The organism is Polynucleobacter yangtzensis, from assembly GCF_027924165.1.
Lineage (GTDB): Bacteria > Pseudomonadota > Gammaproteobacteria > Burkholderiales > Burkholderiaceae > Polynucleobacter > Polynucleobacter yangtzensis.
This window is the reverse complement of sequence record NZ_AP026973.1, coordinates 833573-850728: the sequence shown is the minus strand read 5'-3', so window position 1 is coordinate 850728 and position 17156 is coordinate 833573. Positions and strand designations below refer to the sequence as shown.

Below are 17156 nucleotides of genomic sequence, written 5' to 3'. Positions count from 1 at the left end.
CTTCCTGTACCCAGAAGCACTTCAAACTACCGGCGCCTTTCAGCGCCTCCCTACATAAGAACCAGGTAGAACCTGATTACTTAGCCTTACGAATGGGGGCCAATACCATCACCATCTGGCGGCCTTCCATCTTTGGAAACTGTTCGACTTGGCCGTATTCAACGAGATCCAACTTCAAACGCTCCAACATTCTGACTCCGATTTCTTGGTGGGCCATTTCACGACCCCGAAACCGCAGCGTAATCTTTGTCTTATCGCCATCTTCTAAAAAGCGGATTAGATTGCGTAGCTTCACACCGTAGTCACCATCATCAGTACCAGGGCGGAATTTAACTTCCTTCACCTGAATTACCTTTTGCTTCAGCTTTGCTTCATGCATCCGCTTGGCTTCTTGGTATTTGAATTTGCCGAAGTCCATGATGCGGACTACAGGTGGCACAGCCGTCGGAGCAATTTCAACCAGGTCGGTTTCTTTCTCTTCTGCTGCAGCCAAGGCTTCACTCAACTTAACTACACCGATGGGCTCTCCATCAATTCCAATCAAACGCACTTCAGGAGCAGTAATTTCCCGGTTAATGCGTTGCAATTTTTCAGTAGCGATCTTCTTAATTCCTTTAAAAAAACAATAAAAACCGTTCTAACCCTAGCTAGGCTCGGGTCCGACTTTCTGGGATATATCCTGCTGGAGTCGGGCAACGAAGGCATCAAGAGGCATTACACCTAAATCCACTCCGCCACGGGCACGAACGGCTACCGTATTACTTTCAGATTCTTTATCCCCTACAACTAGCAAAAACGGGATCTTCTGTAATGCGTGCTCGCGTATTTTATACGTAATTTTCTCGTTCCGCAAATCGGATTCGACTCTAAACCCTTGTTTTTTCAGCAATTGCTGCACTTGTTGTGCATATGCAGCAGAATTTCCTGAGATATTGAGGACTACAGCCTGGGTCGGAGCAAGCCAAACGGGCATGTTTCCAGCGTGATTTTCGATCAAAATGCCGATAAAACGCTCTAAAGAGCCCACAATTGCCCTATGCAGCATGACTGGAGTTTTGCGACTATTGTCTTCAGCCACGTATTCAGCACCTAAACGGGCTGGCATGGAGAAGTCAACCTGGATCGTGCCGCACTGCCATGTGCGCCCAATAGAGTCCTTGAGGTGATATTCGATCTTTGGACCGTAAAAAGCACCCTCGCCTGGCAATTCTTCCCATTCCTGGCCAGAGGCCTTCAAGGCGCCGCGCAGAGCATCTTCAGCTTTATCCCAAATAGCGTCATCGCCAACGCGTTTAGCTGGACGTAAAGCGAGTTTTACGGCGACCTCGGTAAAGCCAAAATCTTGATATACAGCACGGACTGCTTTATCAAATGCGGCCACTTCAGATTGAATTTGATCTTCAGTACAGAAAATATGACCATCGTCTTGCGTGAAACCACGTACGCGCATCAAACCATGCAAAGCGCCCGATGGTTCATTGCGGTGGCACTGACCAAATTCACCAAAGCGCAATGGCAACTCACGATAGCTATGCAAACCAGAGTTATAAATTTGTACGTGACCAGGACAGTTCATCGGCTTTAATGCATAAGCACGATTCTCCGACTCTGTCGTAAACATATTCTCTTTATAGTTTTCCCAATGTCCCGATTTTTCCCAAAGACCACGATCCAAAATTTGTGGCGCTTTAACTTCTTGGTAGCCTTCTTGCTGATACACGCGACGCATGTATTGCTCAACCTCTTGCCAAATTGACCAACCTTTTGGATGCCAGAAAATTAAGCCTGGAGCTTCTTCTTGGAAGTGAAATAAATCGAGCTGTTTACCAAGGCGGCGATGATCACGCTTCTCAGACTCTTCAAGCATATGCAAGTAAGCATCTTGATCTTCTTTCCGCAACCAGGCTGTACCGTAAATACGCTGCAGCATCTCATTCTTACTATCGCCACGCCAGTAAGCACCAGCAAGCTTCATCAGCTTAAATACCTTGAGCTTCCCAGTAGATGGCACGTGTGGTCCACGGCATAAATCGGTGAACTTACCTTCTGCATAAAGGGAAACATCTTCGCCTTGCGGAATGCTTGCAATCAATTCTGCCTTGTAGTTTTCGCCCTGCTTTTTGAAAAACTCAACAGCTTCATCGCGTGGCATTACGGTACGCGTTACTGGCTCATCTTTTTTAGCGAGCTCAGTCATTTTCTTTTCTAAAGCAACTAAATCATCTGGAGTAAATGGGCGGTGATATGAGAAGTCATAATAAAAACCATTCTCGATCACTGGGCCAATCGTAACTTGCGCTTCAGGAAATAATTCTTTTACGGCATACGCCAATAAGTGAGCACTGGAATGGCGAACAATCTCTAATGCCTCAGGACTCTTATCGGTAATGATGGCAAGCTGACTATCTTTATCAATAACAAAACTGGTATCCACCATCTTGCCGTCAACAATGCCACCTAAGGCGGCTTTTGCAAGACCACTACCGATGCTTTGCGCAACATCCGCTACGCGAACGGGCGCCTCAAACTCACGTTTTGATCCATCGGGCAGAGTAACTACAAGCATGATGACCCCATCTTATTTACTGAACTTCATTCCTGACTTCTTTCCCAAAAAGAAAGCGCGGTAGCTTATGGGCATCCGCGCCTCTTTGAAGTCCTTGATGGCACTTCTTTTGGGTCTTATTCGTTGGTAGGCTCGATTGGACTCGAACCAACGACCCCCACCATGTCAAGGTGGTGCTCTAACCAGCTGAGCTACGAGCCTATTCAGCCATAGAGTTTATCACCGGCGACGCACTTGGGTGACCCCTTTGACCTCTTCTAGGCTGTTTTGAACCACTCGCAACACTTCAGAATCCTTCACCTCAACCGTTAAAAGGATCTGAGCCAAGCCCTTTTTGGCTGATTTACGTAAATCGATCACTTGGACGCCCTGCCGCGTGAGAATCTCAAAGAGCTCCCGCATGAGCTCAGGTCGATCCAGGCCAGTTACGACCAAATCTGCTGGGAATACCCGTTTTTGCTCCTGGTTGACGATAGGATCTACTGCTGAAGCCGTCCAAGCCGTTTGAATTACTCGCTCTGGAGCTCTTTCCAAAAGACCTCTGAAGGTTTTGCATGAGCGTCGATGTATCGACACCCCTCTACCCTGAGTCACAAATCCGGCAATAGCGTCTGGAGGAACAGGTCTGCAGCATCGCGCCAACTGCGTTAACAAAGAGTCCACCCCAACCACCAAGACATCACCGCCCCGCCCAGATTTATGAGTGCTACTACGTAAGATAATTTCAGGTGTAGTCGGAGTTGTTTTTATTTCCGGGCTGGCTTCTTGCTTGTTATCAACAGCCTTAGTGGATTGGCCAGCCTCTTCATCGTCCAAAGCATTAAACCAAGCGCGCACTCTTTGACGCGCTCTTTGCGAACGCAGGTAATTTTTATCAGGACTAATCCAGTCGCGCGATGGACCGCCATGCTTCACCGCAATGATTTCAACTGTTTGACCATTTTGCAGAGATGTCTCTAACGGCACCATAGCGCCATCTACTCTTGCGCCTCTACAACGATGACCAAGATTGGTATGCACTGCATAAGCAAAATCAATCGGCGTTGAGCCCTTCTCTAATGAGATCACCTTACCCAAAGGTGTGAGCACATAAATATGATCATCAATCTCATGGTGCTTGAGCTGCTCCCAAGCATCTTCTTTCCAAGAGATGAGCTGACGAGCCCAGGCTATTTGTCTCTCGTAAGCTACCTCTGCGCTGTGCGTGCCTTGCTGATGGTTGGCGCTGGGCTTATTCGTTTTTGTTGGATTGGGTGGTGTCGCCATTCCAACATAAGCACCCTCTTTGTAACGCCAGTGTGCTGCCAAGCCATACTCAGCTTGTTGATGCATTTCTTGTGTACGGACCTGAATTTCAAATGCAGTACCGTCTTCATTCATGACTACGGTATGCAAGGATTGATAGCCGTTGGGTTTAGGTCTAGCAATGTAATCATCAAATTCACGTGGCACTGGTTGCCAAACGTTATGCACAATACCCAGCACGGCATAGCAAGACTTCACATCATCAACTAAAACTCGAAATGCTCTAACGTCATAGAGATTAGCGAAATCTAGGGACTTACCTTGCATTTTTTTCCAGATGCTATAGATGTGCTTAGGACGTCCAAGTACTTCACCATCAATTTGTGCAGCCTTGAGCTCATCCTGCAGCTGCAAAACAATTTGATCAATAAAGGATTGGCGCTCAATACGCTTTGCATCGAGCATCTTGGCTATCTCACGATAAGTATCTGGAGACAGTGTCCGGAATGCTAAATCCTCCATCTCCCACTTCATCTGCCAAATACCAAGACGGTTAGCTAATGAGGCATCGATATTGAGAATTTCTTGCGCCCAAGCAGCTGGCATCTCGATTTTTTCCTGGGTGACCCAGCGCAGGGTCTGCAATCGAGATGCGAGATAAATCAGCACCACCCTTAAGTCATCACCGAATGCTAAAAGCATTTTGCGGAGCATTTCTTCTTGGCCGGTGACACTGAGGCCACCATCATCGCGCATCAATTTTGCTTGGGCCTGACGTAAACCGCGATAACCAATCAGTAGCTTGGCAGGCTCTTCACCAATAAGCTTGATAAGCGCTTCTTTGCCGTGAGTGCGCGCAATATTACTTGCTGCAATGAGGGTTGCTTCGTCTAGGTTGAGAGTTTGCAGGATCTGCGAAACCCCAAGTGCGTGTGATTCAGCTGGCTCGCCATACCAAGCATCCTGAAATACTGCTAGCTTTTCGGGGTTAGTGGGAGCATTTGCCATCGGCAAAAATGAAATAAGGAATTAACTAAAGAATTCTTTTGCCAACGCAATTTGTTCGGGCTTTACAAAAGCAGGAGCATGGCCTACGTTTGGAATCTCAATACTGCGCGCATAAGGATTTACTTTGCACATTTCCGCTACCGTTGCTGCGGATAGTAAATCAGAATTACCGCCGCGCACAATCAACATTGGAATATGAATTTGCTTGAAGGCATGCCACATCGCCATTTCGCCTGCCTTGGCCATGATTGGATTAACTGAAGCAAAAGGCACCGAGATATCTGGGTCGTAATGCATGATCCATTTACCTTCCTTCTGAATCAACATAGGTCCGTTATAGATTTCCCACTCATGCGGAGTATGTTCACCAAAACTAGCGCAGATTTCATTCAAGCGAGAAAGAGCGTCTTCTCGATTGGCAAAAGAAAATGGTTGCCCCACATAAGAACCCAAACGTTTGATTGCCTCAGGCTCAATTCTTGGACCTACATCATTAATTAGCATGCGGCGTATTGGTGAATTTGGCATTGCCGCGTAAACCATTCCAATGAGACCACCCATAGACGTACCAAACCAGTCCACTTGTGAAACACCGAGCTTTTTAACTAGCGTAGCAATGTCAGAAACGTACTGTGGCACGGCATAAAGCATTGGATTGCTAAGCCGATCTGAATCACCCCTACCAACAATATCTGGACAGACAACGTAATAGTCTTTGCACATCGCTAGTGCAAGAGTCTTAAAGTCACTGCCCCGTCTTGTGAGGCCATGAACACACATCAATACTGGATTACCTGGATTACCCCATGCGTGATATGCCATCCGGTGTTTTTCATCGCCGCTAGAGCAATCAACATAAAAAGTTTCGCCGTCATGAAATACATTTGCTGCCTGCGCTTCATTGTGAACTTCATGACTGGCGTGATCATGCTCATGATCGTGATCCTCACCAATCACCTCAGGCTGCAAGGTCACATGATCGATACCATGTTTATCTAACAGCATTTCATTAATTCTGGCCATGATCTGAGGCCATTCTTGAATATCGGCAATTTCAATATGACCAATCAATGCTGGAAAGCTAGGGGTCATCTCCCAGACATGAAGATCATGAACAGCCAATACGCCGGGGACATTTTTTAAATCAGTACCTACCTGCAAATAATCGATGTGGAGGGGTACGCCCTCCATGAGGAAGTGATATGACTCATGAAGAATGGAGATCGTCGATTTCAGAATCAAGAGTGAAACCAAGATAGACAAAATGGCATCGATTGGCATCCAGCCTGTTAACTGGATAACCACACCAGCAATCAATGCGGCGATTGATCCCAACAAATCGCCCATGACATGCACTAAAGCTGCACGGGTATTTACGCTTTTCTTATCGCGAGATAGCACCCATGCAACCACGATGTTCATCAACAAGCCAATGGCAGCAACAACTGTTACGGTAAGACCATCTACCTTATGTGGTTCGTAGAATCGGCTGATTGCCTCAACCATAATCCACACGACCAAGGCCAGCATCACAATACTATTAACAAAAGCAGCTAAGGCCTCCGCCCTTCCAAAGCCAAATGAATGTTTTGGAGACGGTGGACGACGGGAAATAATTTGCGCCAACAAAGCCAACCCGAGTGCTGCCGCATCGGTAACCATGTGGCCAGCATCAGAAATCAACGCCAATGAATTAGCGAAGTAAGCTGCCGCCCCCTCAACACCGGAAAAGCCTAAAGTAAGTACTAAGGCAATTAACAGTAAATTTTGATTGGAGACTTGCTTACTATGGGTATGCTTTGCATCACCCTTTTTATGAGCATGCAGCGAGGGATCAACACCGGAATTCATCTTTGGTGTCGAGGACTTTGAATGAGAAAAATGGAATCCCGACATAGTGATTCCATTATTTCATTCATCTGGATAAATTGCTCAGAAACCCGTTGTATCAACAGGGGCACCTGTCTTTGCAATAACTTCTTCTTTGGTTACGCCAGGAGCGAGTTCAGTCAACTTTAAGCCCTTAGGGGTAATGTCAAGAACACATAGATCTGTAATGATCTGACTAATAACGCCCACGCCCGTTAAAGGCAATGTGCACTTAGGCAAAATTTTAAGCTCTTCTGTACCATCTTTTTTCTTAGCGACGTGCTCCATCAGCACAACAACGTGTTTTACGCCTGCTACCAAGTCCATTGCGCCACCCATACCTTTGACCATTTTTCCTGGAATCATCCAGTTGGCCAAATCACCGTGCTCACTCACTTGCATTGCACCCAAAATTGCAATATTGATTTTGCCGCCACGAATCATTCCAAAAGAATCCGCAGAAGAAAAAATGGATGAACCAGGCAAAGTAGTAATGGTTTGTTTACCTGCATTGATTAGGTCTGCGTCAATCGTTTCTTCGGTTGGAAATGGACCAATACCCAATAAGCCATTTTCAGACTGGAGCCAAACTTCCATATCCTTTGGTACATGGTTCGCAACTAATGTAGGCATACCAATACCCAAGTTCACGTAGTAACCGTCTTTTAATTCTTTAGCAGCACGTGCCGCCATCTCATCTCTTGTCCAAGGCATGTCGATCTTCCTAAATATTCTGTTCTATTGCTATTCGTAAAATTACGCTTTTGCAGTCAATGTGCGCTGCTCAATGCGCTTTTCTGGTGTTGTATGGAGCACCAAGCGGTGTACGTAGATACCAGGCGTGTGAATCTCATCCGGATGAAGTTGACCGTTCTCAACAATCTCTTCTACTTCAGCCACTGTAATCTTGCCAGCCATTGCCACAACTGGATTGAAGTTACGTGCTGTATAGCGATAGACCAAGTTACCTGACTTATCTGCTTTCCATGCTTTTACCAAAGAAATATCAGAAACGATCGAACGTTCCATGATGTATTTCTCGCCATCGAATTCTTTTTCTTCTTTACCTTCGGCAACTAAAGTGCCAACACCAGTCTTGGTATAGAAGGCAGGAATACCGCAACCACCTGCTCTTAGTTTTTCAGCCAAGGTTCCTTGTGGCGTGAATTCCAACTCTAACTCACCTGCCAAATACTGACGTTCAAATTCTTTGTTTTCACCCACGTATGAGGCAACCATCTTTTTGACTTGGCGTGAGTTCAACAACAAACCCAACCCAAAACCATCAACGCCAGCATTATTAGCAATAGCAGTTAAGTTTTGGGCACCCAAATCCTTCACTGCCTGGATCAAGGCCTCAGGAATGCCGCAAAGACCAAAGCCGCCAACGGCTAATTTTTGTCCGTCTTTTAAGATATCCCGCAAGGCATCAACTGCCGATGGGTAAGTTTTATTCATAACTTTTGTCCTAATATTGCCAAAATGGGTAAAAAAGTAATCATAACGCTTCAAGCCCATTGATCCAGGCCGTCTTGGCACTAATTCGGTTTTTGGCAGTTGGAACTAAACTATTAGGGCTGAAAAGCCCTATTTTTGAGAAATTTCGGAGAAATTGAATGAATGCTGCTGAACTGGTAGAGCAATTTGGTCCCAGAGACTCCATGGACTATGACTTGGTCATTGTTGGGGGTGGGCCTGCAGGTTTATCAGCCGCCATTAAAGCTAAGCAACTGGCCAATGCCTCCGGAAAAGAGATCAGCGTTTGCGTTCTGGAAAAGGGTTCCGAAATCGGCGCTCACATTCTTTCTGGCGCGGTGATGGATCCAAAGGCGCTTATTGAGTTATTTCCAGATTGGAAAGAACTGGGTGCTCCACTAGAAACAGAAGTTACTCAAGATCAGTTTTTATTCTTGACCAGCGATAACTCCTATCAAGTTCCGAATTGGATGTTGCCCCACTGCTTTAAAAATGAAGGCAACTATATTGTTAGTCTTGCAAACGTGACACGTTGGCTCGGTCAACAAGCAGAAAATCTCGGCGTTGAAATTTTTCCCGGTTTTCCTGCAGCAGAAATTCTCTATAACGATCAAGGCGCAGTTTGCGGAGTGATTACTGGTTCAATGGGTTTGGATAAAGAAGGCAACCCTACCGATCAATTTCAACTTGGTATGGAATTGCGTGGCAAGTACACCCTCTTTGCTGAAGGTTCACGCGGTCATCTCGGCAAACAGCTCATCTCTAAATTTGCATTAGATAAAGATGCCGACCCACAAAGCTATGGCATTGGTATCAAGGAGCTCTGGGAGGTGGAGCCCTCCAAGAGCAAGCCTGGGCTGGTTGTCCACACAGCAGGCTGGCCATTGGAGAGTGATACCTATGGCGGCTCATTCCTCTATCACCTAGGTGATAACAAGGTTGCAGTTGGCTTGGTGGTTGGCCTCTCATATAAGAACCCTTACCTCTCTCCTTTTGAAGAATTCCAACGCTATAAGTTGCACCCAAAAATTCGCGAGACTTTTGAAGGCGGCAAGCGCATTGCTTATGGTGCGCGTGCATTAACTGCAGGCGGCTTAAACAGCTTGCCAAAAACCGTGTTCCCTGGTGGTGCACTGATTGGTTGCGATGCTGGCTATTTGAATGCATCACGTATCAAAGGCAGTCATGCCGCAATTAAGACTGGCATGCTTGCTGCAGAAGCGGCAGTCGCAGCGATCAATGAAAACCGCTCTGAGGATGTTTTATCTGCCTACCCAACCGCATTCCAAAATAGTTGGTTACATGCAGAACTCAATCAAGCACGTAACTTCAAGCCATGGATGTCAAAAGGGCTCTATCTCGGCACCCTTATGGTTGGTTTAGAGCAGAAGTTGTTAGGCGGTAACATGCCTTGGACTGTCCATCTAAAACATGCTGACCACGAATGCCTAGAGCCCGCTGCTCAACACAAGCCAATTGATTATCCGAAGCCAGATGGGAAGATTACGTTTGATCGCCTCTCATCCGTATTTATTTCCAATACAAATCACGCCGAGAATCAACCCATACACTTAACTTTGAAGAATGATTCGGTGCCTGTGGATGTAAATCTTAAAACCTATGCAGGCCCTGAGCAACGGTATTGCCCTGCTGGCGTATATGAGTATGTAGAGACTGACGGCAAGCCACGATTGCAAATCAATTCGCAAAACTGTGTTCATTGCAAGACTTGCGATATTAAAGATCCAACCCAAAATATCGTGTGGGTTACGCCAGAAGGTGGTGGCGGCCCGAACTATGCTTCCATGTAATAAATACAGCCCCGGTTATATGCCGGGGTTTTTCATTCAATACATGATTCAATAAATAGCGTTATATTTAGCTCATGATGATCCTACACACCATGCTTCGCATTGGCGACTTGAATCGCTCCATTGATTTCTACACCAAAGTATTGGGTATGAATTTACTGCGCACTACTGAGCGTCCTGAGCAAAAATACTCGCTCGCTTTTGTGGGCTACGGCAAAGGTAATGGCGATGGACAAGCTGAGATTGAGTTGACCTATAACCATGGAGTCTCTAGTTACGATATGGGAACAGCATATGGTCACATAGCCATTGGCGTTCCTGATGCTTATGCTGCGTGCGCCAAGATTAAGGCGGCTGGCGGCAATGTCACTCGTGAAGCTGGGCCAGTAGCTGGCGGCGACACCATCATTGCATTTGTTACCGATCCTGATGGCTACAAAATAGAGCTTATTCAGCGCTAATCGTGGCCCAGCCCGATTCATATCAATTAGAAATACTCGATCGCTTAAGCGATATCTCTTGCCAGGACTGGAATGCCCTACTTCCTATTGATGCAGGCCCCTTCTTGCGTCATGAATTTCTTAGCGGCTTAGAAGAGACGGGTTGCGTTGGCGGCAATACCGGGTGGCAAGTTGCGCACCTACTCCTAAAAGATCATGATCAACTGATTGGCGCAATGCCTCTGTATTTGAAGCAACATTCGTATGGCGAATTTGTATTTGATTGGTCATGGGCTCAGGCTTATGAGCAGCAAGGCATGCAGTACTTTCCAAAGGCCCTCTGTGCCATCCCCTTCTCCCCAGTACAAGGCTCCAGAATTCTTAGTGCCAGTCACATTGATGCCGATTTGGTTAAGCAACATGTCATTACAGGGTTAAAAACTTTAGTTGCTCAAAACAATCTGTCTTCAGCGCACGTTTTATTCCCTTACGCCTCAGAATCTAAAAGCCTTCAAAAGCAAGGCTTCATGCTGCGTGACTCCGTTCAATTTCATTGGCATAACCAGGGCTTTGAGAACTTTGAACAATTTTTAGCAGCACTCACAATGAAGCGGCGCAAGAATATTCGACGTGAGCGCGAGCAAGTGGCAAAGGAATCTATTAGCTTTAGGCATGTGCCAGGAGTTTCTTCAACCGATGACGATTGGCAGTTTTTCTATCGCTGCTATGAAAATACATACTTAGAGCATCGCTCCAATCCATATCTCAATGAGGCATTCTTCAAGTTATGGGCGCAGCGAATGCCTGAGAACCTTCATTTAATCATTGCTGAACGTGCGGGAATTCCTATTGCTGCATCATTACTAGTCATAGACCCCAAAACCTCCAAGGCTTATGGCAGGTATTGGGGTGCGATCGAACACATTCCCTGCCTGCACTTTGAAACCGCCTACTATCAAGCCATTGAATACTGCATTTCCAATAAGATACAAACCTTTGAAGGTGGCGCACAAGGTGAACACAAAATGGCGCGCGGCTTCTTGCCCACCACGATTCAATCAGCGCATTTCATTGCCGATCCCCGCTTTGCCAAAGCAGTGCAGCACTTCTTAGACCGTGAGCATCAAGGGATTGGGGCTTATGTCGATGAGCTTGCCGAGCACAGTCCTTTGAAATCGTCTAAAGTACAGCCATGAATTCCGGAAGCAACGACACCAAATCAGCCTCGCAAGATGGCTCTCACTCCCTATCGACTGGGGATAATGAGTCCGACTCCCCTTGCATTGGTGTGTGCACCACTCTTTACGATGAAATCTGCCAAGGATGCGGTCGCACTCTCGGAGAAGTCAGTAATTGGGTGTTCTTTTCTCAAGAAGAAAAAGATTTAGTGTGGAAGCGCATTCGCGAAGAAGGTACTGCGACCCGCTTTCAACGACAAGCTAAAGAAAATAAGCCCGCGTAGGGGCTTATTCAGGGACATACTTTTACCAACAGGTTTACTGCTGAAATTAAATTAGCCAGCTAATGCTTGGCTACGCAAATACTCTTCGTAAGTTCCGGAGTAATCTACTACCGTGCCATCCATCTTCACTTCTAAGATGCGATTAGCCAAAGCAGATACAAATTCGCGGTCGTGAGAAACAAATATCAAAGTGCCGTCGAATTTCTCAAGTGCAATTTGCAAGCTCTCAATGGATTCCATATCCATATGGTTGGTAGGCTCATCCATTGCTAGCACGTTATATTTTTGGAGCATCAATTTACCCCAAATCATTCTGCCCTTTTCACCACCAGAGAGCACCTTAACGGACTTGCCAATATCGTCACCAGAGAACAAGAGGCGACCTAATGTGCCGCGAATGACTTGATCATCATCGCCAGTATTGCGCCAGTTGTTCATCCAATCCATGAGCAATTCGTCTTTTGCGAACATCTCGGTATTGTCTTGAGGCATCACACCAACGTTAGCGTTCTCAGCCCACTTCACATCACCGCTATCAGCAGCAATACCTTCAAAGCGCTTGCTTAGAATGGTCTTGAGTAGTGTCGTCTTACCTGCGCCGTTTTGTCCGATGATGGCAATCTTCTCGCCAGCACGAACACCTAATTTGAAATTCTTGAAGATAACGCGGTCATAAGCCTTGGTCAGTCCATTGCACTCTACCGCCATATTGTGTAATTTTTTCTCAGTATCAAAACGTATGAATGGGTTTTGACGTGATGATGGTTTTACTTCAACAATCTCAATTTTCTCCAACTGTCTCTGACGTGAGGTCGCTTGACGCGCCTTAGAAGCGTTTGCTGAGAAGCGCGCTACGAAAGCTGCCAATTCAGCAATTTTTTCTTTGGCTTTTACGTTATTGCTTAGTTGTTGTGTACGTGCCTGTACGGATGCCAGCATGTAGGAATCGTAATTGCCTGGATAAACCTTCAAGGTTCCATAGTCCATGTCGGCCATGTGCGTACAGACCTCGTTGAGGAAGTGACGATCATGGGAAATGATGACGATGGTACTTTTAATTTGATTGAGGATGTCTTCAAGCCAATGAATGGAGTGAATATCCAAGTTATTGGTTGGCTCATCAAGCAACAACACATCCGGATCAGAGAACAATGCTTGCGCTAGCAATACACGCAATTTCCAACCAGGCGCAACATTGCTCATTGGGCCGTTGTGTTGCTCGATAGGAATACCAATTCCTAACAACAACTCGCCTGCTTTTGCTTCAGCGGTATAGCCACCGTATTCAGCGTACTTACCTTCGAGCTCAGCAGCCTTCATGTAATCTTCATCAGTAGCATCTGGGTTAGCGTAGATTGCATCGCGCTCTGCTGCAGCTTTCCACATCTCTTCGTGACCCATCATCACAACATCAAGAACGCGCACATCTTCGTATGCAAATTGATCTTGACGCAATTTACCCAAACGAATACCTGGGTCTAAGCTCACGTTACCGCTAGTCGGCTCAAGCTCGCCACCTAAAATTTTCATAAAAGTTGACTTGCCGCAACCATTTGCGCCGATAAGGCCGTAACGATTACCGCCGCCAAACTTCACGGAAATGTTTTCAAACAGAGGCTTTGCCCCAAACTGCATGGTGATATTAGATGCTGACAGCACGGATGTTTTCTAGCTTTCTGAAATTCAATAGTTACCCCGGAGGGGCAAAGACCGTTATTTTAACGGCTTAGACGTCTTTGCTGGCAGGAAGCCGTGGTCTTGCTTAGACTTTGACCCTAAATGGGGTGAAATTCGTATGAATATCGTAGAAATCCTCGTTTTCTTTACGTTTGAGGTAGTTCACGACCAAGTAAGTCAATGGGGTTGCCAAGACCTCCCAGGATGTCTTGAGAACGTACTGCGCCAAGGCCACCTGAATGATTTCATGGGTTGGCCAGATACCGTAAAACGCCAACATATAGAAAAAAGAGGAGTCGACCATCTCACCTACCGCTGTAGAACCGATCGTGCGCATCCATAGAGCACGGCCCTGGGTCCATATCTTCATCTTTGCCAATACATAACTGTTGACCAGGCTTCCGCACCAGAAAGAAAACATGGAAGCTAAGGCAATACGCCAAGAATTTCCAAATACCGTTTCTAGCCCGTGCTGATAATTAGCCATGTAATCACCAGGTGCAACCGGCAAAGCTATAACTATTTGCGCCATGATTGCGGCAAATGCAAGAGCGGCAAAGCCTGCCCAAACCGCCCTTCGATCGTATGCGTACCCATAGACTTCCGTGAGAATATCGCCAAAGAAATAGGCGATGGGGAAAAATAGAATTCCTCCACCAAATGGCACAGTCCCGAAATACGGAAGATCAATTACAGCCGCCTTACCAGCGCCAATAAAGTTCGAACACAACAAAACCACCACAAAGGCAGTCAGAATGAGGTCGTAATAGCGATGGTGACGTCTAGGCGAGTCCATAAGTCCAGAAAAATGGATAATAGAAAGAGAATATCTGCATTCCTGAAAATTCGCAGGGCGCAGGCAAAAAGTAACAACAACACTGCATAGAGGATGACAAGGTAATGAGTAAAGTAAGTTTTAACTGGGCAGACCCCCTACTTCTTGATACCCAGCTAACTGAAGAAGAGCGCATGGTTCGTGACGCTGCTGCTGAATATGCTCAAGGCCGTTTAATGCCGCGCATTCATGATGCCTATCGTAATGAGACCACCGATCCTGCCATCTTCCGCGAAATGGGTGAACTGGGTCTTTTGGGAATCACCATTCCCGAACAATATGGTGGAGCAAATCTGAACTACGTCTCCTACGGTTTAATCGCCCGTGAAATCGAACGTGTGGATTCTGGATATCGCTCCATGATGAGCGTGCAGTCTTCCTTGGTGATGGTTCCAATTAATGAATTTGGTAGCGAAGCGCAGAAGCAAAAATATCTTCCTAAATTAGCCAGCGGCGAATGGATTGGTTGCTTTGGTTTAACAGAGCCTAACTATGGCTCAGATGCTGGCGGCATGATTACTCGCGCCAAGAAAGTTCCTGGCGGATTTTCTTTAACTGGCTCCAAGATGTGGATCTCCAACTCCCCGATTGCAGATGTGTTTGTAGTTTGGGCAAAGAATGATGAGGGCATCATTCGTGGCTACATCCTTGAAAAGGGTATGAAGGGCTTAAGTGCACCAAAGATCAGCGGCAAGATGGGTCTGCGCGCTTCAATCACTGGTGAAATCGTCATGGACGAAGTGTTCGTACCTGCTGAAAATGAATTCCCTGAAATTGAAGGCCTCAAAGGCCCCTTCACCTGCTTAAACTCAGCACGTTATGGCATTGCCTGGGGAGCACTTGGTGCTGCTGAATGGTGTTGGTACGCCGCACGCCAATACACCATGGATCGCAAGCAATTTGGTAAGCCGCTCGCTGCGAATCAATTGATTCAGAAAAAATTAGCTGACATGCAAACTGAGATCACCTTAGGACTTCAGGGCTGCTTACGTCTAGGTCGTATGAAAGATGAAGGCATTGCTGCCCCAGAAATCACTTCCATCATGAAACGTAACTCTTGCGGCAAGTCTTTGGATATTGCTCGTATGGCACGCGATATGCATGGTGGTAACGGTATTTCAGATGAGTATGGCGTCGTGCGTCACATGCTGAACTTAGAAGTCGTTAATACCTATGAAGGTACTCACGATATTCACGCCCTCATTTTGGGTCGTGCACAAACAGGCATTCAGGCCTTTAGTTAATCAGCCAATTGAACGCCTAGCTTACCGACGATGGCCTTTGCTGCTATGGCAAAGGCCTCATCACTATCATCATCTAGTTGTACAAAGTTCTCAATTCTGTATTGGGGAAAGTTACGGACAATAGATGATTGGTAGGATGGGTCGTAATGCTTTACCAGCAACTCTTCAACGAGCTCCGGAAAATTACCCGCATCAATTGCCTCGTTCCATTTAGCAATCTGCACTTTTCCATAATGAGCAGTCAACAAAGCTAACTTACGCTTGAAATTATCGGTATCGGTTAGAAAGTGATGGTATTCACGAATTAACCAGGACACTCGTGTTTGAGTGGTCGATCTCAATTCAATACAAGACCCATTGCGAATCTTTTCCATTAAAGCATCAGGTACGTGTAAGCCCCCTACCTTCTTGCTTTCGGACTCCACAAATACCGGCTTAGCTGGGTCAAGCGAACGTAAGGCATTCCATAGCGCAGTCTCAAAACCTTTTTGCGATGGCTGGTCTTCATTAGGCTCATTACCAAGCACCGAGCCACGATGAACTGCTAGCCCCTCTAAATCAAGGATTTGGGCCCCTAGAGCGCCAATTTCTTGAAGTACTCGCGTCTTACCGCTGCCCGTCATTCCACAAATAACATGAAATGAAAATTGACCAGCCGCTTGGTCTAGACCATCAATCACCGTACGACGAAAACCTTGGTAACCACCTTCTAGCTGTTTAGCCTTCCAACCAATCCGATTGAGAATATGAGTAAAGGCGCCACTGCGTTCACCACCACGCCAGCAATAAATTAATGGACGCCATTCACGGGGTAATTCTAGAAAGTGATTTTCAAGATGAGTGGCAATGTTTTTAGATACTAAAGCTGCACCCAGTTTTTTAGCTGCAAATGGAGACTCTTGTTTATAAAGCGTTCCTATTTTTGCGCGTTCTTCATTATCAAGAACGGGGTAATTCACTGCGCCAGGAATGTGATCTAAAGCAAACTCTGCTGGAGACCTTACATCAATCACGAGATCAAACTGATCTAGCTCAGATAAAAATTGATCAACTCTTAAGATATGTGGATTGCTGGGTTGCACGATAGACTAGCGCAACTTTTGCAAAATATGTTCAGGCCAAGGCGCTGATTTATTGGTGGTGAGATCTACCCAAACCATTGTGGCGCCACCAATAGCCGCCTCGACTTCAGGCGAGGTAGTTAAAGCCATGCTGGTATAGACGTCCAAACTAGTTCTGCCAATGGCGCCAATGGAGGTCTTTAATATCAAATCGCCTGGGAACGAGAGTTGTTGATAAAAATTACAAAAGCCATTCAGCATCAACATGGATTCGCGACCGGGAGCAACTTCGTAACCCATTGCAGTAATCCATTCACAACGGGCCTGCTCCATGAAGCGAAAGTAAATAGTATTGTTCACGTGCCCATACGCATCCATATCGCCCCAACGAATAGGCATGATCATCTCATGTACTAATTTTCGTTCTTCGGGAATGGTGATGCGCATGGTTTAGCGAGTACT

Annotated in this window: 15 protein-coding genes and 1 tRNA gene; 5 read left to right on the top strand and 11 right to left on the bottom strand. The window is 46.2% G+C overall.

Translation table 11 applies throughout. The features are described 5' to 3' along the window. Positions 1 to 76: 76 nt before the first annotated feature. The 7 genes from infC to QMF28_RS04425 form a co-directional block, all read right to left on the bottom strand. Positions 77 to 610 (bottom strand): translation initiation factor IF-3, encoded by a 534-nt coding sequence (gene infC, locus QMF28_RS04460; protein ID WP_420865686.1) that lies wholly within the window; start codon positions 608 to 610, stop codon positions 77 to 79. A 33-nt stretch (positions 611 to 643) separates the two neighbouring features. Further along, positions 644 to 2566 (bottom strand): threonine--tRNA ligase, encoded by a 1923-nt coding sequence (gene thrS, locus QMF28_RS04455; protein ID WP_281743446.1) that lies wholly within the window; start codon positions 2564 to 2566, stop codon positions 644 to 646. Between the two features lie 124 nt (positions 2567 to 2690). Continuing rightward, positions 2691 to 2767, bottom strand: a tRNA-Val gene (locus QMF28_RS04450). 18 nt (positions 2768 to 2785) lie between these two features. Next, complete coding sequence (locus QMF28_RS04445) at positions 2786 to 4819, bottom strand: RelA/SpoT family protein (protein ID WP_281743445.1); 2034 nt, start codon at positions 4817 to 4819, stop codon at positions 2786 to 2788. A 21-nt stretch (positions 4820 to 4840) separates the two neighbouring features. After that, positions 4841 to 6670: an alpha/beta fold hydrolase gene (locus QMF28_RS09950; protein WP_345739975.1), complete on the bottom strand. Its 1830-nt coding sequence runs from the start codon at positions 6668 to 6670 to the stop codon at positions 4841 to 4843. An 81-nt stretch (positions 6671 to 6751) separates the two neighbouring features. Beyond that, positions 6752 to 7402 carry a CoA transferase subunit B gene (locus tag QMF28_RS04430; RefSeq protein ID WP_068321494.1) on the bottom strand — a complete coding sequence of 217 codons (651 nt, stop codon included), beginning with the start codon at positions 7400 to 7402 and terminating at the stop codon, positions 6752 to 6754. Positions 7403 to 7444: 42 nt separating this feature from the next. Beyond that, positions 7445 to 8146 carry a CoA transferase subunit A gene (locus QMF28_RS04425; protein WP_068321629.1) on the bottom strand — a complete coding sequence of 234 codons (702 nt, stop codon included), beginning with the start codon at positions 8144 to 8146 and terminating at the stop codon, positions 7445 to 7447. A gap of 158 nt (positions 8147 to 8304) precedes the next feature. Here QMF28_RS04425 and QMF28_RS04420 point away from each other — a divergent pair, with 158 nt between their 5' ends. The 4 genes from QMF28_RS04420 (at position 8305) to QMF28_RS04405 (ending at position 11877) form a co-directional block, all read left to right on the top strand. Continuing rightward, positions 8305 to 9975 carry an electron transfer flavoprotein-ubiquinone oxidoreductase gene (locus QMF28_RS04420; RefSeq protein WP_281743444.1) on the top strand — a complete coding sequence of 557 codons (1671 nt, stop codon included), beginning with the start codon at positions 8305 to 8307 and terminating at the stop codon, positions 9973 to 9975. Positions 9976 to 10049: 74 nt separating this feature from the next. Further along, positions 10050 to 10436, top strand: a complete 387-nt coding sequence (gene gloA / locus QMF28_RS04415) for a lactoylglutathione lyase (RefSeq protein ID WP_281743443.1) — start codon at positions 10050 to 10052, stop codon at positions 10434 to 10436. Positions 10437 to 10438: 2 nt separating this feature from the next. Next, a complete protein-coding gene (locus tag QMF28_RS04410; RefSeq protein WP_281743442.1) occupies positions 10439 to 11611 on the top strand; it encodes a GNAT family N-acetyltransferase in 1173 nt (390 codons plus the stop codon). After that, positions 11608 to 11877: a DUF1289 domain-containing protein gene (locus QMF28_RS04405; protein ID WP_281743441.1), complete on the top strand. Its 270-nt coding sequence runs from the start codon at positions 11608 to 11610 to the stop codon at positions 11875 to 11877. The genes QMF28_RS04410 and QMF28_RS04405 overlap by 4 nt, the downstream gene beginning before the upstream one ends. A 51-nt stretch (positions 11878 to 11928) precedes the next feature. Here the strand turns inward: QMF28_RS04405 and QMF28_RS04400 are convergent, their stop codons facing one another. Then, a complete protein-coding gene (locus QMF28_RS04400) occupies positions 11929 to 13536 on the bottom strand; it encodes an ABC-F family ATPase (RefSeq protein ID WP_281743440.1) in 1608 nt (535 codons plus the stop codon). Between the two features lie 103 nt (positions 13537 to 13639). After that, positions 13640 to 14350: a queuosine precursor transporter gene (locus QMF28_RS04395; RefSeq protein ID WP_068321476.1), complete on the bottom strand. Its 711-nt coding sequence runs from the start codon at positions 14348 to 14350 to the stop codon at positions 13640 to 13642. A gap of 104 nt (positions 14351 to 14454) precedes the next feature. Between QMF28_RS04395 and QMF28_RS04390 the strand changes: the two genes are divergently transcribed. Further along, a complete protein-coding gene (locus QMF28_RS04390; RefSeq protein ID WP_068321473.1) occupies positions 14455 to 15633 on the top strand; it encodes an acyl-CoA dehydrogenase in 1179 nt (392 codons plus the stop codon). On the opposite strand, the gene mnmH is transcribed toward QMF28_RS04390, so the two are convergent. Further along, positions 15630 to 16715 (bottom strand): tRNA 2-selenouridine(34) synthase MnmH, encoded by a 1086-nt coding sequence (gene mnmH, locus QMF28_RS04385; protein WP_281743439.1) that lies wholly within the window; start codon positions 16713 to 16715, stop codon positions 15630 to 15632. The two genes, QMF28_RS04390 and mnmH, sit on opposite strands and share 4 nt — an antisense overlap. Positions 16716 to 16721: 6 nt before the next feature. Then, positions 16722 to 17141: an acyl-CoA thioesterase gene (locus tag QMF28_RS04380; RefSeq protein ID WP_281743438.1), complete on the bottom strand. Its 420-nt coding sequence runs from the start codon at positions 17139 to 17141 to the stop codon at positions 16722 to 16724. Positions 17142 to 17156: the final 15 nt, after the last annotated feature.

What these genes read in the sequence shown, in the direction of transcription:
- QMF28_RS09950 (WP_345739975.1), bottom strand. Translation starts at nt 6,670, where the DNA reads ATGAATTCCGGTGTTGATCCCTCGCTGCATGCTCATAAAAAGGGTGAT.
- QMF28_RS04420 (WP_281743444.1), top strand. Translation starts at nt 8,305, where the DNA reads ATGAATGCTGCTGAACTGGTAGAGCAATTTGGTCCCAGAGACTCCATG.
- thrS (WP_281743446.1), bottom strand. Translation starts at nt 2,566, where the DNA reads ATGCTTGTAGTTACTCTGCCCGATGGATCAAAACGTGAGTTTGAGGCG.
- QMF28_RS04380 (WP_281743438.1), bottom strand. Translation starts at nt 17,141, where the DNA reads ATGCGCATCACCATTCCCGAAGAACGAAAATTAGTACATGAGATGATC.
- QMF28_RS04390 (WP_068321473.1), top strand. Translation starts at nt 14,455, where the DNA reads ATGAGTAAAGTAAGTTTTAACTGGGCAGACCCCCTACTTCTTGATACC.
- QMF28_RS04425 (WP_068321629.1), bottom strand. Translation starts at nt 8,146, where the DNA reads ATGAATAAAACTTACCCATCGGCAGTTGATGCCTTGCGGGATATCTTA.
- QMF28_RS04430 (WP_068321494.1), bottom strand. Translation starts at nt 7,402, where the DNA reads ATGCCTTGGACAAGAGATGAGATGGCGGCACGTGCTGCTAAAGAATTA.
- QMF28_RS04445 (WP_281743445.1), bottom strand. Translation starts at nt 4,819, where the DNA reads ATGGCAAATGCTCCCACTAACCCCGAAAAGCTAGCAGTATTTCAGGAT.
- QMF28_RS04395 (WP_068321476.1), bottom strand. Translation starts at nt 14,350, where the DNA reads ATGGACTCGCCTAGACGTCACCATCGCTATTACGACCTCATTCTGACT.
- QMF28_RS04405 (WP_281743441.1), top strand. Translation starts at nt 11,608, where the DNA reads ATGAATTCCGGAAGCAACGACACCAAATCAGCCTCGCAAGATGGCTCT.
- gloA (WP_281743443.1), top strand. Translation starts at nt 10,050, where the DNA reads ATGATGATCCTACACACCATGCTTCGCATTGGCGACTTGAATCGCTCC.